14 protein-coding genes are annotated in these 17,893 nt (G+C 43.2%); all 14 read right to left on the reverse strand.

Annotated features, from left to right (window positions below; all coding sequences use genetic code 11):
* Positions 1-9: 9 nt before the first annotated feature.
* The gene (locus tag DESDI_RS09245) at positions 10-1,731 is read right to left on the reverse strand and encodes an MBL fold metallo-hydrolase RNA specificity domain-containing protein (RefSeq protein ID WP_015262347.1); all 1,722 of its coding nucleotides are present in this window, start codon (positions 1,729-1,731) and stop codon (positions 10-12) included.
* Positions 1,732-1,782: 51 nt separating this feature from the next.
* A complete protein-coding gene (locus tag DESDI_RS09250; protein ID WP_015262348.1) occupies positions 1,783-2,421 on the reverse strand; it encodes a response regulator in 639 nt (212 codons plus the stop codon).
* Positions 2,418-3,557, reverse strand: a complete 1,140-nt coding sequence (locus DESDI_RS09255; protein WP_015262349.1) for a sensor histidine kinase — start codon at positions 3,555-3,557, stop codon at positions 2,418-2,420. Before DESDI_RS09255 ends, DESDI_RS09250 begins: the two co-directional genes overlap by 4 nt.
* 114 nt (positions 3,558-3,671) lie before the next feature.
* Entirely contained in the window at positions 3,672-4,859 is a 1,188-nt protein-coding gene (locus DESDI_RS09260) for a hypothetical protein (protein WP_015262350.1), read from the reverse strand.
* A gap of 175 nt (positions 4,860-5,034) precedes the next feature.
* Entirely contained in the window at positions 5,035-5,829 is a 795-nt protein-coding gene (locus DESDI_RS09265) for a methyltetrahydrofolate cobalamin methyltransferase (protein WP_015262351.1), read from the reverse strand.
* Positions 5,830-5,896: 67 nt separating this feature from the next.
* Positions 5,897-6,862, reverse strand: coding sequence for an acetyl-CoA decarbonylase/synthase complex subunit delta (locus tag DESDI_RS09270; RefSeq protein ID WP_015262352.1), 966 nt, complete (start codon positions 6,860-6,862; stop codon positions 5,897-5,899).
* A 23-nt stretch (positions 6,863-6,885) separates the two neighbouring features.
* Positions 6,886-7,641, reverse strand: coding sequence for an ATP-binding protein (locus DESDI_RS09275; protein WP_015262353.1), 756 nt, complete (start codon positions 7,639-7,641; stop codon positions 6,886-6,888).
* Positions 7,642-7,661: 20 nt separating this feature from the next.
* On the reverse strand, positions 7,662-9,578 hold the full coding sequence (locus DESDI_RS09280) for an ASKHA domain-containing protein (RefSeq protein WP_015262354.1): 1,917 nt from the start codon (positions 9,576-9,578) through the stop codon (positions 7,662-7,664).
* Between the two features lie 32 nt (positions 9,579-9,610).
* Entirely contained in the window at positions 9,611-10,933 is a 1,323-nt protein-coding gene (gene acsC, locus DESDI_RS09285) for an acetyl-CoA decarbonylase/synthase complex subunit gamma (RefSeq protein WP_015262355.1), read from the reverse strand.
* Between the two features lie 73 nt (positions 10,934-11,006).
* Positions 11,007-13,187, reverse strand: coding sequence for an acetyl-CoA decarbonylase/synthase complex subunit alpha/beta (acsB, locus tag DESDI_RS09290; RefSeq protein ID WP_015262356.1), 2,181 nt, complete (start codon positions 13,185-13,187; stop codon positions 11,007-11,009).
* 18 nt (positions 13,188-13,205) lie between these two features.
* A complete protein-coding gene (cooS, locus tag DESDI_RS09295; protein WP_015262357.1) occupies positions 13,206-15,224 on the reverse strand; it encodes an anaerobic carbon-monoxide dehydrogenase catalytic subunit in 2,019 nt (672 codons plus the stop codon).
* 60 nt (positions 15,225-15,284) lie between these two features.
* Positions 15,285-16,052, reverse strand: coding sequence for an ATP-binding protein (locus DESDI_RS09300; RefSeq protein ID WP_015262358.1), 768 nt, complete (start codon positions 16,050-16,052; stop codon positions 15,285-15,287).
* Positions 16,053-16,485: 433 nt separating this feature from the next.
* Positions 16,486-16,674, reverse strand: a complete 189-nt coding sequence (locus DESDI_RS09305) for a hypothetical protein (protein WP_015262359.1) — start codon at positions 16,672-16,674, stop codon at positions 16,486-16,488.
* A gap of 115 nt (positions 16,675-16,789) precedes the next feature.
* Positions 16,790-17,644: a DegV family protein gene (locus tag DESDI_RS09310; protein ID WP_015262360.1), complete on the reverse strand. Its 855-nt coding sequence runs from the start codon at positions 17,642-17,644 to the stop codon at positions 16,790-16,792.
* Positions 17,645-17,893 lie beyond the last annotated feature (249 nt).

The following is a 17,893-nucleotide window of genomic DNA, read 5'->3' on the forward strand; positions in this document are numbered from 1 at the left end:
TCCCTTACCTTACTTCCTTCGGACATCTTGCGTTTGATCGAGCCACTGGTTTATGGTGTCGATGACCTTAAGGGTATATTCTAAATTATTCGACCGTTTTCCCTGATCGATCAGAACCTTCAAACGATGACGTAGCCGCTGCATAGCTTTGTTGACTTGAACCTGCGTAACCTTAACTTTGCCAGATTTTGTTCTTAGCAAAGGTGGAAGCATCGATCGTAAGGCGGAGGGTACACGTTCCTCTTCTTTTTCTTGATTTCTAGCTATGGATTGCTTCGCTTGTTCTTCCATGACCTTCAGCCATGGTTCCGCTGGGGGGTAAGGGATAATTTCTTTATCCTTAATTTCTAATTGCTCGCCTAGTTGTGGTATCCAAGGAATCTTTCCAAACTGTTCCTGGATTTTCTGGAAAAAAACATTTTGCACATCGGGTTCGCCGTGGACCAAGATAATACTATCGGCACTTTTACCCAAACAAGATAGCCACTCTAATAGCTGGGATTGATCGGCGTGGGCTGACAATCCCTCCATTTGACGGATATTCGCCCGAACGGCGACCTTTTCACCGAAGACAGAAACCTCTTTAGCTCCTTCGACGATTCTACGGCCAAGAGTCCCCTGTGCTTGATAGCCAACAAACAGGACAGTGGATTTCTCCCGCCATAAATTATGTTTAAGATGATGTTTAATACGCCCTGCATCAGCCATTCCACTAGCGGCGATAATAATTGCGCCGCTTTCAATTTTGTTGATGGCCATGGACTCCTCGGCTGTAAGGCTGTAATGGACATTGGGCATCAACAGAGGGTGCTCTCCCCTATCAATCATCGCCAGAGTCTCATCATCAAAATTATGAGGATTCTCTTGAAATATCTTTGTTGCTGCAATGGCTAAGGGACTATCCACATAAATAGGCAGGACGGGAATCTCTTTTTGTGTTTGCAATTTTCGGATATAGAACAAGAGATCTTGAGTACGTTCAATTGCAAAGGCAGGGATAATAAGGTTCCCTCCTGCTTGATGAGCCTCGCGAATAATCTCTGCTAAATGTTCAAGACGATTGTTCCTGTTTTCATGCTGGCGATTTCCATAGGTTGTCTCGACGAGGACAATGTCCGCCGAGCAGATCATGCTGGGATCTTCAATATAGGGTTGGTTATAATTTCCGATATCGCCGGAGAAAACGATTGTCTTTTGAAGCCCTCCCTCAGTGACGACGAGACGTGCATAGGCCGAACCTAAAATATGCCCCGCATCGTGAAAGGTAAAGCTGAAATGGTCGGAAAGAACAGTATTTTGATCATAATTTACCGGTGAGAAATATTGCATAGAGTCAAGGGCGTCTTGGGCTGTATAAATAGGTGTTAAAAGATCTTGGCGAATCCGCGCCAACTTACGGTTTTTGCGTTCGACTTCCATCTCTTGAATATGACCGCTATCGGGAAGCATGATAGAACATAGTTTTACTGTCTCAGGGGTAGCGTATATTCTTCCTTTAAAACCGTGTTTAATAAGTTTTGGAATCAATCCTGTATGATCGGTGTGAGCATGTGTCAGGATGACGGCATCAATCTCCGCAGGATTATAAGGAAATGTGCCATAATTAAGCTCTTTAATGGCCTTGGAACCTTGAAATAACCCACAATCAACGAGCACGCGTTCATCTCCGGCCTCGACTAGGTATGATGAACCGGTTACTACTTGTGCCGAACCATAGAAACTTATTTTCATATAATCCTCCGTTTACTCAATAGTGTCTATCAGTCTTTTCTACCTTTAAGTTTAATCCAAGTACACCATCTTAAGTTTTACTGCTTTTAAGGCGGCTTGCGTACGATCATCAACCTCCAGTTTGCGAAAGATGCTGGAAAGATGATTCTTTACTGTCTTTTCACTGATAAATAAGGCTTGTCCGATTTCACGATTAGATGAACCTTTAACGACATAGGTTAGGATTTGCAATTCCCTCTCACTCAATCCATAGGTCTCTTTAGTATGAGGGGGATTGGTTAATTGTCCAAGTAATTTTCCGGTAACTGCAGGAGATAGTATCGGCTGCCCGTTATATACTTTGTGGATAGAGTCTACTAATGTTTTAGGATCTACATCCTTCAGGAGGTAACCAGCTACACCGAGTTGAAGAACTTGAAATACTTTCTCATCGGAGTCATCCACAGTTAGAACCAGAATTCCGATCTTTTCTTTTTCGCGACGAATGACCCGGCAGGCTTCTAAACCATTGACGCCGGGCATATTTAAATCCATTAGTAATATATCAAAATCTAAGGTGCGTGATACATTGATCGCACCTTGGCCATCTCCCACTTCACAAACCACTTGAATTCCATCTTCAAATTCAAGGATTCTTCTTAACCCTTCACGCAGAAGTGGATGGTCATCGGCAATCACAACTCGAATCATTCCCATCCCTCCTCTTTGCTTGTGGGTATAATAAGTTTTACTGTGGTCCCTTTTAGATGTGAAGATCTAATTTTCATTTGGCCTTTAAACATTTCAATTCTCTCTTTCATACCAATTAATCCAAAATGATCTCCTGGATTAACAAACGCTTCCTCTACATTGAAACCATTTCCGCGATCGGTGATTTGAATAGTTATTTGAGAGTCCTCATACACAATGAGGACTCTTGCCCAATTGGTATGAGCATGTTTAGCTATGTTGGTCATTCCTTCTTGAAGGGAGCGGAAAATTGCAACTTCTATAGCAGGTAATAATTGCTTTTCTTTGCCCAACACTTGAAAATCGCAGATTAAACTGTATGTTTCTTGGAAATTGATCAAATATCTTTCAAGAGCAGTAATAAAGCCTTGTTGATCAAGAGCAATCGGGCGCAAATCAAAAATAATCCGCCTAATATCTTGTAAATTAGCACGAACTAACCCTTTGAGATCGGAGATCTCTGTTCGCACACGACTTGGATCGAGGGCAAGCAGCTTTTCAGCAATTTCCAATCTTAAAACAATATTCGCGAGATTTTGAGCCGGCCCATCATGAATCTCGCGGGCAATTCTACGTCTCTCCTCATCTTGTGCTCGAATAATTTTGAGGGCTGTTTCTTGCATATGCTCAGGAGAGTTATTTTGGCTAAGTTCAGCAATTCCGCCATGCAAAAGATTAATGGCTAAGGTTACCTGATTGAGTAAACTCTCGGCCCGTTCGATGGTTTTTTCCATTTGTTTTAAAGAGCGTTCGATTTCATCGCGTCGATTTCGCAATTGAATTTCTTTGGATTGGAGCAGTTGTAATTGAACTTGGACATCTTTAGCCTGTGTGTAAGTATCCATCATTACTTTCTCCGAATATTTTCCTAAATCCCTGCTCACTTCCATTAATCGTTGTCGAAATCGACGTTCTAATTTTTGATATTTATCCACATCTTCGATAATGCGTAAGATTTCTCCTTTGAGCTGAGAAGATTCCTGTGTAAGCCGCTCGTTTTCTGCTCGCGTTGTTTCGGCAATGTAAAAAATCTCTTCCTTGCTGGATTCTATGGCATTTAGGGTATTGCTCATGATCATACCCAATCGGTCTGTCACTGTAGTCCCTCTTTTCAACACTACCTTTTTTTCTTGACTGTACTCGGACTGTATTCGACATCTTACATTTAATATCCTACCTATTCGAAGCAAAAGGGTGTTGAAAGTTACCGATTAACGCTTTACTCGACGAATTCCTCTTTCTAAACGTCTTGGATAGGCCAAATCTTCGTGATTACAGATATAGATTTTGAAGTTGTCCTTTCTTATTCTTTCCATGATTTTGTTTACTTCATTTTCGGCAACTTCCGGAGAGTCATGAGGTTCTAAATAGATTAATAGTTCTTCAGCCTTTGCATAGAAAACAAGGTTATGTACCGCTACATTCCATTGAAGGGGCAGGTCCCCATACAGCTGCTTTAAGACCCGAGCAAGCATCAGGCCATCTTGAGGAATTTCCTGGGCGATTGTGACTGGTTTGACAGTGATTTCTGCCGGAGCATCATTGCTTTTCTTTTTTTGGACATTAAAGCGAAAAGGATCTCTTGGTGGCAGGAAAGTCAAGTCTCTAGGAGCATTCTCATCTTTTTGCAGAGTAACCGCTATGCTTAAAGCAGGTATGGATTCATCAATCAAGTCCTCAAGCGATTCTGTGATTGGCTCAGCAGACTCAATGACTTCCTGCTCTAGCTCAAAAATTTCGATAGTCTCCTCTACCCAAACGTTTTCTTTGCTTTCTTCAATAACCCCTAAATCATCGCTGTTAGCTACAATGACGTCTTTTAGGTTACTATCATATATCGTGTTAGCCGGACTCTCCTCCGTTATGCTGTTTTCAGCAGAAGAATCAGAAGCTACTGATGAATCAGAAGCAATTGATGAATCAAAGGCTTTGAGAAGATGATGTCTTAATAAAAAGGATGATTCCATCTCCTTTGCTAAGGCCCCACTGCCATTGATTGCTATTCTAGAGCTTGGAAGGATCGAGGACCCTTCGACATGCTGCGAGCCTTTAAAATTATCAATCTGTTGAGGAAAACAATCCTTTTCGTTGGCTTTCATATTTTGCAGCCCTGCTAATATCATATCATTCATAAGATTATAAAAGTCCGGAAAATTCTCTATCACCCGATGGTCGGGCAATCGTTGCTCTACTAATTGACGGATACCATCAATGAGGACTTCATTAGGCAGGTTTAACATCTCTTGGAAAGATAATGCGATTTTTTCAACGGCTTGCCGACCCTGATAGAACTCGCCATCGGCATCATTTCCCGATAGTAGGTTTACTGTAAATAATTTCTCGATGAATAAATCAACCCATTCCCGAATTTCTTGATCATCTCTGAAAAAGGCTTCCAAAGTTGTCCACCTCCGTTAACGTATTTTCCATGATAGCTATGCTGTTTAGTTGCAAAGTATGTCTAGTTTGAGCACTACACAACTAAAGAATGATAAACAAAACTTACGAATAAAAAACAGACCCCGCGAAGGGGTCTGTAAAAGGTTCTGAATATGTTTGTTTGAGCTGAGATTGTTAGCGTTGACGGAACACCTTAAGATAAGAATCTGCATAAATGCTCTTATTTAAGAGGATTTCACAGGTTGCAGCAACATCAACTAAATCGTCGTCGTTTGCATCCATAATAGCCGCATCTAGACCAGCAGACATTGCCATCGCTAAATAGGTACGATTGATGAGGTGACGATCCAAAGCATTTTGAGATACGTTGGAAAGTCCGAGAACCGTTTTAGGTGCAGGATTAGACAGGGTTTTTACCATACGGATGGACTCAAGTACTTCTGGTGCATGCTCTTGAGCAACATTGCATGGCAAAATCAAGGGATCGATAAAGAGTTCATCAATGGGTAGCCCAAATTCATCTGCTGCTGCGACAAGCTCCATGGCGAAGGCGATACGATTTTCCGCATCTTTAGGGATGCCTTTATTATCCATGGTCAACCCGATCACTGCCGCGTTGTATTGAACAGCCATCGGGAATACCCGTTCGATCTTCTCGCGCTCAGCCGGACAAGAATTGATCATTCCCGGGCGTTTTAAGAGCTTCAAACCTGCTTCAATGGCATTATAGTTTGTAGAATCTAGACACAAAGGAATTTCGGAGACTTCCTGGATAACTTTGACCATCCACTCATAAGCCGCGGGACGTTCTTCTTTGGGAACAGCCGGTCCGGAGTTAACATCGAGATAATGAGCCCCACCCTCCTGTTGCTTTAATGCCCATTCTTGGATAGGCTTTGCATCTTTATTACGAAGGGCATCGCCGATATCTTTAAACATTCCATTAATTCGCTCGCCAATTATAATCAATTGATCCACGTCCTTTCTTTTACAGCCTAAAAGATACCCTCTAGAGATAAAATATCGCGGACTAGTGTTAAGCGTTTTCCATCAGATCATTGATATTCTGCTGAACGAGTCTAACCGCAGCAGGATTTCTCATTAAAAGAATGCTGGCACCGACTTGGAGAAGAGCCGTTGCGGTTAAGGTTTCCCATAGAATCGCACGGTCATTAAGATCACCCCAACCGGGAAACTCCTCTTCCGCAGCATTAGCTTCTTTAGCACGATTGGCCTCATAGCCTACAGTACAAATCATAGGCATGGAAAGCATTTTATCATTAGCTAAAGCGCCCAGACGTGCCCGTTCCATAATAGAATAGGCATATTCAATTCCATAACCTAACCCACCAATCATGGGGTCAATTACAATACGATTCAGAGGCAATCCCATTTCTGAGATCAAGATATTGAGCTGCTTACAAATATTGATATCTAACGGCGAACGAGCAATTACATTATGTTTGTGCACCATGGCTGCCGCCGCAATGGACTTGTAATTATCTTGCTCGGCAATACCAATCAGAAGGTTCTCTCCTGCAGTAGCCTCGGCAATGGCTGCCATGAGTTCGTTGTCTTTTTCCGGATCTTCACAACCGACTATGATGAGGGGAACTCCCACAGCCGCTAGAACATCTTTTACCACTTTGGCACATTCTTCAGGACTACGATTTTCTCCTTCTGGGCTTGCACCGATGAGTTTTAAATAGATCATATCAGCATGGCATTCTTCAACGCATCTCTTTGCCCAAGCTGCAGGATCATTGAGGACATCTCCGAATTGACTTTTGATGATATCGTTCCAAGCAGGAGGAATGTCTGTTACTTCCATAGCAATAACGGTTCGGTTTTCAATCTTTCCTTCGAAATGAAGAAAAGGTAAAGCTGCATCTCCACCGACTTTAATAACAGAAGTACGTGTACCCCCTTCGGCAGCAGTTGCGCCGATGATGACTTCTCCAACTTTGTTTTGATATCTTTCTTTGATGAGGGCTACGGCCATATGAACCTCTCTCCTCTCTAGTTCTATTTTAGGGTCTTGAGTAAGATTTTTTGGACGGCTTGCACGGCAAGTGAATCGTCCTGCAGAGTATAGAGGGGACTACCCTCTAAATCGTGGGTAACGACCATAGAATCCAGGGGAATATCCCCAATTAATTGAAGACCGGTCTTATCAATTTCTTCTTGGAGTGAAGCCAAGCTTCCCTCGGTGGTTTTAGTGACTACAAGATATACCTCATTGACGGCCGAACGCAAACCTTTGATCAGTTCGTAGACCCTTCCGGCTGAACGGATTCCCCGCGCGGATGAATCACTTATTACGAACATAAGATCGATACGAGGAATCGTTCTCCGACTGATGTGCTCAAGCCCTGCTTCAGTATCAACTGTAACAAAATCATAGTTGTCTCCCAGCGTTTCCAGGTACTTCCTCAATAAGTCATTAGGGTAGCAATAGCAGCCTGGCCCTTGCGGCCCCCCCATAACCAGCAGATCGATATCTGTGGACTCAATGAGGCTTTGTTGAAGCTTGTATTCGATAAATACGTCCTTAGGCATACCGGCGGGAACAGCTTTGGGGTTCTTGGAATCCTCCAATAATTCGGAAATTGTTGAGGTAACTTCTAAACCAAGAGCTTCATTTAAATTGGCATTGGGATCAGCATCCACAGCGAGAATAGTTTTTCCCCGCAGCTCTTTCACCATTTGTCGCAGTAAAAGTGCTGTGAAGGTTGTTTTACCCACTCCACCTTTTCCGGCAACGGCAACATATTTTGTCACGATTCTTCCCTCCAATGCTTCTAAACTTTTCCTTCAACAGATGGAAATAAGGATAGATCGGTGTGGGGCAGGAATAGAGCAGAAACGAACTCATCCATAAACGTTGTTCCCACCGAAAGCTCGATATAGGTCATCTTACGGGCAAGTTCTAAGGCCTCATTCCATGCTCTTTGTGAAAGCAAGGTCAGACGCGCCCCTTTCACTGAGGAGTTACCAATAAACTCGAATTTTTCTTGTGGTAGATCAGGAAGCAGGCCGATTTCCACAGAATCGTGGATATTCAGATAATTGCCGAACCCGCCGCCAATAACAATTCGATCAATCATATCGATTTCAATGGCTACTGCTTGCATCAAAGAACGAATCCCTGCATAAATCGCTCCTTTAGCTCGAATAAGATTTTTAACATCATTTTCGGTAATGACAACATCCTTGTCGCCTCCCGCTTGGTGAGCCCAGGCCAGGACAAATTCCTTATTATCGGCAGTGATACGAATCCGTGGCGATTGAGAAGGATGCTCCGTCTGAAAATTCCCGGCGCGGTCAATAATTCCTGCCTTACGAAGCTTAGCTATACAATCAACTAATCCGGAACCGCATATTCCGATCGGGGGAATTTTGCCAATAACTTTTAATTTCACCTCAAGTGATTCTGTATCAATATCTACTCGTTCGATTGCACCGGGCATAGCTCTCATGCCAAAGAGGATTCCTCCCCCTTCAAAACAAGGTCCCGCCGAACATGCACAAGAAACAAGCCAATCATGGTTGCCGAGGACGATTTCTCCATTAGTACCAATATCTATGAACAAGATGATCTCTTCTGAGTTGGTCAAATCAGTAGCTAAGGTACCGGAAACAATATCTCCTCCTACATAGCTAGCTACAGAAGGAAAGGTATGAACCAGAGCCTCAGGATGAAGTCTTAGTCCAATTTCTCGTGCTTGTGCTGCTGGTATTGCATTCATGGTGGGAATATAGGGCTCTAAGCGAATATACCGTGGATCAATACCTAAGAAGAGCTGTGACATTGTTGTGTTACCTGCTACCATAGCCGCGGCAATATCCTGAGGCTGAAGGGCTTGACGCTTCAGAATGTCGTCAATTAATACATTGAGTGTACCCACAACGGCATTTTGGATTTCCTTTAGATTTTCAGGAGCGTCCACAGCATAGACGATGCGCGAGATAACATCATCACCATATTGAGCTTGCTTATTGTAGGATCCTTGCTTATCCACGATTTTGCCAGTGGTCAGATCGACTAAGTAGACAACGACAGTCGTGGTTCCAATATCAATAGCAATACCATAGGCTGGTCGAGTATTCGCTGGTTCAACCCGAAGGACCGTGTAACCTGATTCCAGATCTGTTAAGGTAATGGACAGGTCCCAGTGTGCTTGGCGCAATATCTCAGGCAGGGTCTGTAAGACGGAGAGCGAAATACCCAAAGGCTTGTCGACTGGCAGAGTTCGCTTTAACTCAAGGGATAAACGAGCCCAGTCGCTGGCATTATCCGTAAGGGTGGGTTCAGTACATTGAATATTGACTTTGCAAGCTAAGGGATGAAAACCATAAGAGGCTATCAAATCCTTCTCAGTTTCCTGGACTAAGGATGAAGTATTGGCATCCTCCAAGAGGACTTGGTGAGCTTGCAGACGTGATTCAGGAGGGACCTCCACGGTAAGATCTCCTTCAACAAAGGTGTGACAGCTTAAGCGCACCCCACGGCTTAGTTGATCTGCGGATAGATTTCCGGTCCTTTCACATCTTACTTCTCCCGAAAGCACGATGATCTTGCAGGAGCCACAGGCTCCGTCACCACCACAACTGGATTTAATGTAAATTCCTGCTTGAGAAGCAGTCTTGAGCAGGGAGGTTCCATTTTCCACCTCTATTAATATATCATCAGGTAAAAATTTTACTTGGTATTTCATGAAGTCTCTCCTCCCCCCTCTGATGTAATTTCTTACATAGCCCGGGTAAAGGTAATGATACCACTGGAGTCACGGGGTCCTACAATGACTTTCCAACCGGATACTTCTTGAAGCTTTCCGGAGATGACAGCTACATAACCGGGAATGATTAAGTTGCGATGGTTTACTTTCTCAGCAACTCCACTCTTTTCAAGAGCATCGGCTATCTTTTCCGGTTCATATTTACCTGCTGCATAAGCTGTTAAAACGGAAGTTCCATCAGTATCGATGGGGAGTATATAGCTAGGTATTTTACTAGCTTCTACTTCACCCTCTACACTGTAATAAGTTAACGAGAAGTTAGTAGTAACATAAACTGGAGAATTTTCATTGACCTCGCCCACAGAGTGCAAAATGGGTTCCACTTGGATTGGCTTTTGTGGATCTGTGTATAGATTTTGTCGTAAAGCCATAAGAGGTAGGACATGGGCCTTTGCGGAAGCTTTTAAAACGACGGCACTGGCGTACTTGGATACATAAACAGAAGCCTCGGCTATTTCAGCCAGGGGTTCCGCTTTGCTGGTAAAGGCAATCACGGGATAGCCAAAGGGGCGATATTTCTTTTTAATAGCTAAGCGTCGCAAATGAGTAAGGTTGGCAAGTGTTTGACTCGGGTTCCGTGTGCCGGGATCCAAAACAAACTCCTTATAACCTAGCTTTTGCGCACTTTCGACTAATGTGTTTAAGGCTTCAATTCCTTCAGCCTTAATAATGACAGGCACACTATGTTCCTTGGCAAGATTAACGACGGACTCATAATTAGCTTCCGTAGCCGATCCAATCAGGGGTTTACGAGCAGCTACGCTCGGTAGCGCCGCTTTCAAAGCCTCTACATTCTCACTTAGAAGGAGCAGTGAGCGATCTGTTCCAGCGGCGATTTGAGCAACCACTTTGGCAAAGCGATCCGGATCACCCGATGTTTCCAGGATAGCCACTCCATCGATTGAGTAATGGAGACCGACCCGATCAAATTCCAAACCGTTGATTTCATCAAGTTTAGCTTGGATGTCATCATCAGATAGGGCATCAGAAATCTCAACAAGAAGGGTCGTCGGATGATAGAAAGTCTTATCATGGCGGAACAGAACTGTTTCGTCGCCAAGCACAGAACCATTACCGAATTTAATAGATTTTATCGGAGGTGCAGAAGCAGAATCCAAATTTTCTCTAGCTTCATCAGTCACGTAAGGACAAGCGTCCAGTGCTCCTTTACCAGAAGCCAATGCCATCGCGAAAGCGAGACAAGTTGGTGTACCGCATTCGCCACAGTTCTTTTTCGGGAGTTGTTTGTAAATTTCTAAACCGGTTAAGGCCATAACATTAACCCCTTTCCAATGGTTTATTCTAGAGGCAGAGCGGCTTACTCTGCCTCCGTGTAGGTAATCAATACTACATCAACGAGTCTAGATTAAAGCAAGGATGCCCATTTTCTTCAAGGAACGGAATAATCTCTTCTACCGTTGTACCGACAGATTCATCGGCAATTTTATCGATAAAGTCTTCACCTAAACCTTCTTCAATGGAACGTGCTACAAAATCTTCACGCAAGAATTCCTTGAGTTCTTTTGGCATCCAGACAATTCGAGCGACCCCACCATCAGCGGGAATAAACTTCTTACTGGTGAGATAGGTGCGCCCGATTCCCATGAAACCAGGAGTCTGCAGGCCACCACCGACGGTGCCGGCCAGAGTCGAGAAGGTCATACCACAAGGTGTCATTCCACTATGCTCCCGCGTGGTAATCATCAAACCATTGGCTTCTGGAACAATAGCCATAATAGCTTCGAAACAACCGCAAGAAGTCATAGGACGATCCATTAATGTGTAAAGGTTGACTTCTTCTAATGTATTGTTCGAAGCAGGTCTCAAATAATCATTGACGCTTTGCCACATTCCTCTGAAATCATCAATCGCTGGGCCTTTGGGAATGGGCTGGTTAGGGCCAGTCGGAGTAATTTCGAATGCTGCTTTAGCATCCAACCAGCTTACAGCGCCGCACAGTCCAACACGTTCTGGTGTTACGATACAGACATGGTTGGGTGCAAAGGATTGACAAAGTAAGCAGGAATAGAATTCTTCGACGTTTTCATCTGTTAAGCTCTTTAAGCGGGCATCACGTGCGCGATAACGTTCTCTAGCTTTGACAATGTTTTCCTCGACCGCTTGTTGATCGGTGAAAATGGTAACCTGGACCCGGTCAACAATAGCCGGAAACTCTTGCTTGAATTTTGCTAGAAGTAATTCACCAATATGTTTCATTAAGAAGCCCTTGGCGCGTGCATCCTTAGAGATCCGAACCCAGCACAAATCCCGTTGGGCCACGTGCCAAATTCCTTCTCCATAGTTGGTAAAGTAATGAATTCGACGCTCGAGAACACCCTCGAAATCCTCTTGCATCTTACGACCGTAGATATCTACCTTTATACCTAATGGAAGCTTGGAGCCTTCGGGAACGGTATCAATCTCCGGTCCAATGACCGTGACTTGACCATCTACTACTTCATCTGGACCAACCATCGAGACTAATTCGAAAGCGGTAGTTCTACCTCCACCGAACTCAACATAAGTGTCTCCTTTGCGAATGGTTTCTCCTTCGAAGGCAGGTCCGAAATTTACCGGTATAGGGATTTCAACATTGGTCAACTTTATCCCGCGCACCTCTAAAGCCAGAGGAACAATTTTTTCATAATCCGGCTCGGACAGATACCAATCGGGAATCTGCATATTTTCATCTAATACTTGGTCAGTAATTGTGGGGAAGCCCATAAAAATGGCCCCCATGGAAGCAGCTACTTTCACATCGTCTAATTCACCTAATTGCAGAACAAAAGCCCGTACACGACGACGCTGGTAATCTCTGTGTTCCTCTCTCTGACCAGCAGGAATCCCACCAAAGGCCAAGCCAGCCCGGAAAGCGTAATTCACAGCATGAATGACTTGGGTAAAGTTTCCTAAGGGGAAAGCAATGTAATCTTCACCTATCTTGGCATTCTCCTCAAGCAGTTGCTCGATGACTTCATCACAGAGGAAGATCATGAAACCTTTTCCCATCAAGTCATCTACAATTTTCTTAGCTGATTTTGAATCCTTAGCACGGCCTAGGATAACAGCCTCGCCAGGAATGGTCCAGTCGACCATCTTAATCCCATGCTTCCGTACAATAGGATCGCCAAGAAATCCGGTCCAAGGGGCTACCTTCGGTTCATCGTTGCGTAGATAATGAAGAGTTTCAATAATCTCTGCGGCGTACAGTACAGATTCACCCCAAAGGCGTGCATTGGCAAAGGTTAACTCTGTTTTAACCTGATTCCGCATACGATTGAGAATGGGTACAAGCTCACCCAGTGTGGTTACCTTTTCTCCGGAGAGACAGGTAATAACAGGAAGGTGGTAGGCAGTGTCCGGATAGCCAACCTTTTGTTGCGGACCGTAATCTTTAATGGCACGATTCAAAAGAATCTCTGCATAGCTCATTGCCGTAATGGTCCCATCATAGGCCTTACGGAGTAATTTCTTAGGTTCTTGAGTCGGATCCTTAATAGCATCGGCATAAATTTGCTCCATGGACATAGTCACTTCCTCCTTTCCTTACCACCCTTGGGCAATAGCTGTTTCGAATTTCTCAGCAGTTTCTTTATGAATTCTGAGTTTCCAGCTTCTGTATTCAAGGGCATTGATGATCTTTTGCGCAGCAATCTTCTCATCGACTTCAAAAATAAAGTTACCGCCAAAAACGTCATGGGCGATTTGGGTCGCAATTCCATAGATGAGATCGCTACCCTCTAGGTAAGGCATCGTTCCCACATGGGTAGGAATGCCCATAGAGACACAATAGGAGCCGATTGCTACGGCTTTTTCATGCATAGCTTCAGGTGCTGAAGCTGCGAAAGGCACTTTAGGTGTATCCACTTTCAGTTCTTTGGCCATCGCTTGTAACAAGTCCATTCCACGACTATTATCCACACAAGATCCTAGGTGGAAAACAAGTGGTAATTTCGTTGCTAACTGCGGATTAGCTTTCTCTAGCATTCTAAGGAAGCTCTTAAGTCCTTCACCGGCATATTTGTCCACAGCCTCCGAGTTCATTAAGCCCATCTTGGCAAAGGCTCCCGCAGAACATCCAGTGGCCACGACTAAGACATCATTCTTCACCAATTCCTTAAGAATACTCACATGGGATTCATCCTGCTGTCGTTTCAAGTTATTGCAACCGGCCATTTGCACAACACCCTTAATCTGCCCACTTAAGATAGCGTCTGTGAGCACAGAGAACGGGCGTTCAGAATTAACATTAGCAAAAATTTCAGTCAATGCTTCGATGCTAAATCCTGCTACGAGGCTATTGCGTTCGCTGGAAATAGCAATTTTCTTAGGATCTCTGAACTTATAGGCGGCAATGGCCATTCTTACTAGTGTTTTTGCGTCTTCCATGGCTGTCTCAGCATTGAAAGCCAAGTGTTGAGCACTTGGAATCTTCATAATGGCCTCAGTGGTAATAATTTTGGTGTGATAGCAGTCGGCAAGTTGTTGTACAGATGGGTAAATACATTGTATATCAACGACCATTGCATCAAGTACACCTGTCAAAATAGCCATTTCTTGAGATGCCGAAGATGTAGCTAAATAAACCCCTTCACGCATCAGAAGTTCATTACCGGTACAGCAAATACCGACGATATTAACCCCTTTTGCACCCACTTTTTGGGCCTCTGCTTTGAGTTCGCGGGCAGCAGCGACCACCATTTCTGAGAGTACTGGATTATGGCCATGAACAGCGATATTGACCATTGATTCTTGGATAACCCCAAGGTTAGCTTCCGAAACAATGGGTTCAGGAATACCAAATAAAACGTCACTCAGATTGGTCCCGATATATTCACCTACTAAATCCGCAAGTGAACCTTTCAGTCCCCCAAAAATTATATTAACAGGATCAGCATCCACCCCTTGAGCTGTTTGTGCCATAAGTTCAGTCACAGTACCATCGATGGAACGCGGCATAATATTTGTATGCTTAAATTTGCCGCGTCGTGGTTCTATTAAGAATGAATCTAGGAAAGCAGCTGGGCGATCCTTAAATCTACCAAAATCTTCATAAGCCAATTCTGCTACATCTGCAAGAATATCCATATCTTCTCTGTTTAGGGTTTCGATACCGAGCTTTTCAGCTAACTTATGAAGCTTTGCCGGTGACTTAATTTCATAATCCTTGGTCTTTCCTTCAGTAAGCTCATGAACTGTATGGAGTACATGCCTTGCATGTTCAGAGTGTGATGCAGCTCCACCTGCAATCATTCGAACTAGATTTCTCGACACAATGGTATATGCGGTAGCACCGCAGATACCTCTGCTAGCAGGCCCTTCCTCTGCTTTGACGCGGCAGGGTCCAGCTAAGCAAATGCGACAGCAGATTCCTTTATAGCCAAAACCACATTGTGGTTGTTGGGCTACAAAGCGTTCAAAAACTGTCTCAAGGTTGTTCTCTTGCGCAACCTTATACATTTCTATGGTGCCTGGGTCGGTTGTGCGCAATGGGTTTTTGGGTTCCACCACACGAGGCGCATTTGAAGGCCGTGAGGTGTGTGTCAAATCCCGATATCTTGGCATTGTTTTACCTCCTCTTTATGACCTTAGTTTTCCACCATACTTGTCTAATCTTTTATTACCTTATAACTCTCTCCTCTCTAATAAATTTCTATAGATAGATTCTAGTTGAGAACCTGGAGCAACTTTTGGAAAGGAAGAATGATCTGTATGAATAGACATATCAAGTAACTCTTCACTAAAGGGAACAAAACCAATGAGTTCCTGATCAGTAAATTGTGCCTTGAGAAATTCCTCGTCTTTTTTAGAACGAACCTTGTTCCCGACCACAGCAACCTGCGGTATGTTCAGCTCTTGGGCGAGTTTCTGAATTATCCTTACTGTATGGGCACTGACTGTGCTGGCTTCAGTTACAATAACTAGGAGATCTACCCCTTGGGCAGTTCCTCGGGTAAGTTGTTCAATCCCTGCACCCATATCTAAGATGACGGTATCTTGCTCGGAAAGAATTAATGAATTTACTAAGGCATGTAAGAAGCTGTTTTCTTTGCAATAGCAGGAGGTGCCGCCTCCTTTGACATTCCCCATTCTAAAGAAACGAATCGGTCCGACTTGAATTGAATAATCATCGAGAATATCATCGACCTGTGGATTAAGGGGATAAAATGCACCACTGCCCCCCATGCGTTGTTCAATAAGGTCCTTCATATCCACTATGGGTTTCAAATCAGCGAGAACATCCTCGGAAATCCCTAAGACAGTACCTAGACTTGCATCAGGGTCTGCATCAACCGCTAAAACTCTTATCCCTTGCTCTGCTAAAAAGTAGGCTAAATTAGCCGCAAAAGTTGTCTTGCCCACTCCGCCTTTACCCGTAATTGCAATTTTCATTGATTTCATCTCCTACAATAATGCTAAAGTCGTGCCAGGTTTCACAACGGCTGGTTTTTCCACATGTTTACACTATATACAGATAAGGTTTTTTACATGACATAAAACAACTGTATTAGTGTATTCTTCATAATTATCTGAAATCCTTCAAAGATTCTGAAGATTGTGTTAAATTAATAGTACAAAATAATTGTATGTGTTATTATTTGTGAAAGTTTGTTCTAATTAAACTAAGTATTCCCTGTTCATTTACTAATTCCTTCCTCAATTTCTAAAGAATATAAAATTAATTATCACAAGCTCATGAACTCTAAGTCTAATAACAGACATATAGGAACTAAATAATAAGAAAGCCATCTCGTACCAAAAAGGAATGAGATGGCTTTTATATCGGTGCTCAATAACTACTAATTTTCTAAAGAATAGAATTGAATTATGGGCTTTCTGAAGGCCCCCGTTGTTGAGCGGGCTCAATGGCATTGGTTACCCACCCAATATCTTCGATCGAGGTTAGGGGAATTTCAACCTCAGAAATGTCAGTAAGTGCAGAATCTGAGCTTTTCCCATTGTTATTTTCTGATTTTCTTTGTCGAAAGAATAAACCGCGCGGGATTTTGAGCATAATCAACACCTCCATATGTTCCCCACTCTATCATCCCACCGATTGAAAAGCTTATACTCGACTCAAAGTATTTTAAATTGACTGACAATTCCCTCGTCATCTACTCGTTATCTTATTAATTAGGCCAAGGATGAAATGCTAGGCCTAGTGCTCCGGGTCCGACATGAGTAGCAATAACGGGTCCTGCTTCGAAAATCCGTATCTCTTGGCCAGGAAACTTTTCATTAAGCTCCTTTGCCATAATCGCTGCTTCTGATGGTGCGCCTACGTGGATCACAGCGATGCGATGATTTTTTCCAGAAGACATAGCTCTCTCAAGTTCTGCATAGACCCTTTGCAATGCCTTATTCTTCGAACGAACTTTTTCAAAGACGTCGATAATTCCTTCTTCATTGAAATAAAGAATAGGCTTAATCTGCAATAAGGTTCCAAAAAGTGCTGAAGCTCCACCGATTCTTCCGCCACGGTGTAGATATTCTAAAGTATCCACTATAAAATAAAGTTCACATTGAGATCTTAAGGCAGGAAGCCTTGTCAGGATTTCTTGGGCATTAGCCCCTTCCTTAGACCAGTCGGCTACCGCCCATGTTTGTAGCCCTAAGCCGAGGGCAGAGGATTCGGAATCAAAAATATGAATATTTTCGTTTTCTAATATATCTTTTGCCATCATAGCTGAAGAATAGGTGCCACTAATTTTATGAGAGAGATGAAGGCTAATAATCTCTTCATAACCATCCGCAAGCACCTTTTGATAGGCTTCTATAAATGACCCCACTGAGGGTTGTGAAGTGGTTGAAGATCCTGAGATATTCTTCAGTTTCGAGAAGAAATCAGAGTTAGATAATTCGATTTCCTTAAAGGTTTCATCGCCAATATTAACGTTCAGTGTTACAACACGAATATCATAGTCATTAATAATATCTGAGGTTAAGTACCCTGTTGAATCCATAATGATTGCGGTTTTTCGCAAATCTTTCTCCCCCGTTTTTCCTTTTTATCAATAGATGTTTCGGACTATACAAAATTAAGTATATCGGAAAATCAACAGCCAATCAACAAAAGAGTGGTTGAATTTCAAAGTAAGTTCCACTTTATCGAGGTAAATTCCACTGAAAGTCACCCATTCTTGTTTGTAGAAAAGAAAAGGGTGACTTTTTTTCAGTTTTGGATTAAAATAGGGCCAAATCCGGTGTAAAAGCAGCTGAAAAAGGGCGCAGGT

This window comes from Desulfitobacterium dichloroeliminans LMG P-21439, from assembly GCF_000243135.2.
GTDB lineage: Bacteria > Bacillota > Desulfitobacteriia > Desulfitobacteriales > Desulfitobacteriaceae > Desulfitobacterium > Desulfitobacterium dichloroeliminans.

What these genes read in the sequence shown, in the direction of transcription:
- DESDI_RS09245 (WP_015262347.1), bottom strand. Translation starts at nt 1,731, where the DNA reads ATGAAAATAAGTTTCTATGGTTCGGCACAAGTAGTAACCGGTTCATCA.
- DESDI_RS09250 (WP_015262348.1), bottom strand. Translation starts at nt 2,421, where the DNA reads ATGATTCGAGTTGTGATTGCCGATGACCATCCACTTCTGCGTGAAGGG.
- DESDI_RS09270 (WP_015262352.1), bottom strand. Translation starts at nt 6,862, where the DNA reads ATGGCCGTAGCCCTCATCAAAGAAAGATATCAAAACAAAGTTGGAGAA.
- DESDI_RS09280 (WP_015262354.1), bottom strand. Translation starts at nt 9,578, where the DNA reads ATGAAATACCAAGTAAAATTTTTACCTGATGATATATTAATAGAGGTG.
- acsC (WP_015262355.1), bottom strand. Translation starts at nt 10,933, where the DNA reads ATGGCCTTAACCGGTTTAGAAATTTACAAACAACTCCCGAAAAAGAAC.
- acsB (WP_015262356.1), bottom strand. Translation starts at nt 13,187, where the DNA reads ATGTCCATGGAGCAAATTTATGCCGATGCTATTAAGGATCCGACTCAA.
- cooS (WP_015262357.1), bottom strand. Translation starts at nt 15,224, where the DNA reads ATGCCAAGATATCGGGATTTGACACACACCTCACGGCCTTCAAATGCG.
- DESDI_RS09300 (WP_015262358.1), bottom strand. Translation starts at nt 16,052, where the DNA reads ATGAAAATTGCAATTACGGGTAAAGGCGGAGTGGGCAAGACAACTTTT.
- DESDI_RS09305 (WP_015262359.1), bottom strand. Translation starts at nt 16,674, where the DNA reads ATGCTCAAAATCCCGCGCGGTTTATTCTTTCGACAAAGAAAATCAGAA.